Here is a 4242-nt window from a genome sequence, read left to right as displayed (position 1 = left end):
GCGATTTCTCGGCGCGCAGCCTCGGGCATTACGATCAGCTCGTTCGCGGCTCGGTGATCTATCGCGATCTCTACAAGTACCGCTACATGACTTCGTTCTTCGATCGTCACCACCAGTTCTTCAGCCTCTACCCAGAGCTGCTCAACGCCGCGGCGACGGAGATGCTCACGGTGGACGGGACGTCGAAGCGCAGCAAGCAGCGCCGCATCTTCGCCGGGGCGCGCCGCCGGCGCTCGCTGTGGCGTATGGCGAAGGACTTCTTCGGCGCGTGGAGGTCGGTCGCGTGAAGAAGCTGTCACTGGAAGAGAAGCTGTTCCTCGACGGTTACCACCCGGACCGGGAGTCGCACCTCGCGGTACGGGATCCGCGCGTGTGCCTCGAACAATGCACGGCGAAGTGGTGCACGTTCACCTGCCCGGTGCGCACGTACCGGTGGGATGAGGATCACATTACGGTCTTCTTCGAGGGGTGTCTCGAGTGCGGCACGTGCCTCTATTCATGCGAGTTCGGGAACATCGAATGGCGCTACCCGCGCGGCGGCTTCGGGGTGACGTACAAGTACGGGTAAGACGCGTGATGATGCTCGGCGCGGCCGTGCTTTGTCAGCACAGACGACCTCTGCGTTCTTCGCGATGTCCGGGGTCAGACAACATGCACCGACAACTGTTTCTGGATGATGCCAACATCGCTGGCATGGACGGCCTGCGTCGGACGATGCATCAGCCGCTGAAGCATTCGGCCAACCCCGTCGTGCCTGCCGACAAGCCGTGGGAGAACATGACCTCGGTTTACGGCACGACGATGTACGACGAGCACATGCGCCGCTTCCGGATGTGGTACCTCATCGGCTGCCCCTCCGACGGCGAGTTCACCGACGCGGACACCGGCGAGCGCTATCCCATCCCCCAAACGACGCGCGTCGGCTATGCCGAATCCGATGACGGCGTCACGTGGGCGAAGCCCGACCTCGGCCAACTCGAATGGCGCGGCAGCACGGCGAACAACATGCTCGCCATCGGCCGCCAGAATCCCGAGGGCATGTCCGTGCTCGTTGATGAACGCGACCCCGACCCCGCCCACCGCTACAAGGCGCTGTTCTGGGATCACGCCGCCGACGGCTGCCATTACCACCAGGAACTCAAGCGCGTCTTGTGGAGGGAGACGACGGACAGCGACGGTGCATACCTCGCGTGGTCCGGCGACGGCATCCACTGGACACATTCTCCGCATAATCCCGTCATCAAAGCATACATGGACACGAGCCAGAACCTGCTCTGGGATCCGCGGATCGAACGCTACGTCGCCTTCAGCCGCTTCGGCTTCGGGCGCAAGATCGCGCGCAGCGAGAGCGAGGGCTTTGTCCACTGGAGCGAGCCGCAGCTCGTCCTCGAATGTGATGAGGCGGACGGCGAGGCCTCGCAGTTCTACGGCGCGGGCATTGATGTCTACGAAGGCCTCTACGTCGGCATGCTGTGGCTCTACCGCGAGGGCGGCGACGGCTGCATTGACACCCAGCTTGGCGTGAGCCGCGACGGGATTCGCTGGGAGCGGGTCGCGGACCGCCAGGTCTTCCTGCCGCTCGGCGACCCGGGCTCCTGGGATGACGGCATGGCGCGCTGCGCCGAGCGCATCATCCGCGTCGGCGATCAGCTCTACATCTACTACTCCGGCGTCAACGGCCCGCACTCCGGCCCGAAGTTCCCGGCCGACACGATCGTGCGCAAGTCTAAGCCGGGCATCGGGCTGTGCACGCTGCGGCGCGATGGCTTCGTCTCGCTCGACGCGGGAACGGACGGCGGATCACTGCTGGCGCGGCCATTTCCGCTGCCCGCCGGCCGCCTGCACCTGAACATAGACGCCAGGAATGGCCGGTGCGTCGTGGCGCTTCAGCACCAGGACGGCAGCGTCATCCCGGGCTTCGAGCAATCACAGCCAATCAGCGGTGACCGGCTTGACGCCGAAGTCAACTGGCGCGGCGACACCTGGCCGTCCGTCGGGCAGACCGTCGCGCTGCGTATCGCGCTCGAAAACGCGTCGCTCTATTCCTACTGGTTCGACTAGGCCCGTGTTCGTCGAGAAATCGCGAACGCGTCGCCAACACGTCATTTCGAGCGCAGCGGGCAGGCAGGCGTATGACGACAAGACGGTGCGGGGCGCCTTCGTAGGGCAGGAGCTTGCCTCCTGCCCAAAGAACCTCAGCGCAAACGTTCCTAAGAGGTCAACCTGTGAAGACCAACCGCACCCGTGATCTGCTGTCCAAAGGAAAGACGGCGCTCGGCACCATGATCGGCGAATGCGCGTCACCCGAGGTGGTGCGCACGCTCGCCCGCGCCGGCTTCGATTTCGTGATCGTGGATAACGAGCACGCGCCGTTCAGCCTGGAGGACGACTCCCGGATGTACCGCGCCGCGCGCACGACGGCGATGGATTTGCTCGTTCGCGTGCCCGACGCGCAGTATCACCTCATCGCGCGCACGCTCGACGCCGGGGCGGACGGAATCATGGCGCCGCGCATCGAGACGCCGGAGCAGGCGCGCCTGGTCGTTGATTCGGTGAAGTATCCGCCGGTCGGCCGCCGCGGCGCGGCCCACCGCGCCATCCACACCGATAACGAGCCGGTGCCGCTCGGCGACTACACACAGCACCTCAATGCCAACACGATGGTCATCGCCCAGTTGGAAACGCGCGCGGCTATCGACCGCGCTGACGAGATTCTGGCGGTAGAAGGCATTGACGTCGCGCTCATCGGCCCGGCGGACCTGTCTGTGTCACTCGGCGTGCCGGGCGAGATCGAGCACCCGCTGATGGAGGAGTATATCGGCACGGTCGTCGCTGCGGCGGAACGCGCCGGCGTCGCCTCGGGCATTCACTGGGGCGACGCCGCGGTGGTGAGGAAATGGATGGAGCGCGGCATGCGCTGCATCATGTACTCGTCGGAGATGAACTTCCTCGCCGCCGGCGCCCGCGCGGCAGTGGCGGAGATGCGGAGTTAAGGCCGAAGATTAGTCCTGGCTGAGCATTCGCGCGGATCGGCGCCGACTAGGGTCTGGCCATGCCCGACGACATCAAACGAGCCCGGGAGCTGCGCGAGATAGAGGACGAGATACGCGGACTCGAACGCGTCGAAGGCGATCAACTCGGGCGGTTGCTGACGCGTATCGAGCGCCTGCCTGCCGCGCAGCGACAACGCATGTTCCGACTCCTGGCTGAGCAGGAGGACCGCTTGTTTGCGCGGCTGTCGCCGGAGGAGCAGCAGGAGCTCCTTGCTCAGGGGGACGGGGAAGTGGAAGCACATGCGATCGAGAGCCAGCTGACCCCGGATGAATTGGAGCGCGCGTTGCGGATCCAGCGCATTGCTGATGTGCTGGCGTTGGCGCTGTGGATCTGGCCATTGCTGTCGGTGATCGGCGCGCTGATACTCGCGGAACGGGTGTGGCGCGGGTACGTCAGGTGGGGTGACCTGGAGCGCGGTCTGGGCTTGCACCTATTCCTCGGTTGGGCGGCGATCGGTTTGGCGATCATTGTCGCATGGGCACTTGGGAAAGGCGTCCGTACGTGTTACTCGGCGTCGCTGCGTCGCAGCGGGCACAGCGATGGGGAGATCGAGGAAATCTGGGACCTAGTGGAGTGGCGAGAGTATGAGGAAGAGGCGCACATGCGGAGGCGGACACACGCCGAGCGACAGGCGGACCTCGCGCGGTGGCGAAGCGAGCGCGCCGCTGCGCCGCCATGGTGGCGCCGGGAGACAAGCGGGGGGCATCTCTTGCTCAATATCTACATCGTCGCGGGCGGCCTGGTCGCAGCCACTCCTGCGGCGCGGGCCGAGCCTAGCCTGTTGTGGCTGATCCCGCTGTTCGCGATCGCGGTCTTTGTCAAACTGGGGATCCCCATGATTGCTCTCATGTGGTACATGGGGTTGTATTTCTTCGTCTGGATTCCTCTGGCCCTGATCATATCGTCGTTGTCCCGGAGACCGGTTCCAGAGCTTCAGGAAGCCGCGAAAGAATCGTGGCGCATCTATGATGGCTGCGGCAGGTCCCGCGCCATCATCGCCAGCATGCTGGCATTCGGCCTCGTCGGCGCGGGGATCGGTCTGTACGTAGCGTTCGCCCAGAGCGCATCGGCGCTCGGGCCATCACCTTAGGAGATTCCTAAGGCGCGGGCATTCTGCAGGGTTGGCTGGCCTAGGGCGAGAGCGGCTCCAGCCGCTCTCGCAGGACTCGGAGGTCGAGGAACTCTTCG

5 protein-coding genes are annotated in these 4242 nt (G+C 65.0%); all 5 read left to right on the top strand.

Going from position 1 to position 4242, the window contains the following annotated elements; all coding sequences use genetic code 11:
• On the top strand, positions 1 to 287 hold a 287-nt coding region (locus tag JSV65_07685), incomplete at its 5' end, for an FAD-dependent oxidoreductase (protein ID UCH36223.1).
• 5 nt (positions 288 to 292) lie between these two features.
• Positions 293 to 568 carry a 4Fe-4S dicluster domain-containing protein gene (locus tag JSV65_07680; GenBank protein UCH36723.1) on the top strand — a complete coding sequence of 92 codons (276 nt, stop codon included), beginning with the start codon at positions 293 to 295 and terminating at the stop codon, positions 566 to 568.
• 83 nt (positions 569 to 651) lie between these two features.
• Positions 652 to 2061, top strand: coding sequence for a hypothetical protein (locus JSV65_07675; GenBank protein ID UCH36222.1), 1410 nt, complete (start codon positions 652 to 654; stop codon positions 2059 to 2061).
• Positions 2062 to 2225: 164 nt separating this feature from the next.
• Entirely contained in the window at positions 2226 to 2993 is a 768-nt protein-coding gene (locus JSV65_07670) for an aldolase (GenBank protein ID UCH36221.1), read from the top strand.
• A 59-nt stretch (positions 2994 to 3052) separates the two neighbouring features.
• Positions 3053 to 4144, top strand: a complete 1092-nt coding sequence (locus tag JSV65_07665) for a hypothetical protein (GenBank protein ID UCH36220.1) — start codon at positions 3053 to 3055, stop codon at positions 4142 to 4144.
• Positions 4145 to 4242: the final 98 nt, after the last annotated feature.

Source organism: Armatimonadota bacterium (assembly GCA_020354555.1).
In the GTDB taxonomy this organism is placed as follows: domain Bacteria; phylum Armatimonadota; class Hebobacteria.
The sequence above is the reverse complement of the archived record's forward strand: the minus strand, read 5'-3'. Positions and strand labels throughout refer to the sequence as shown.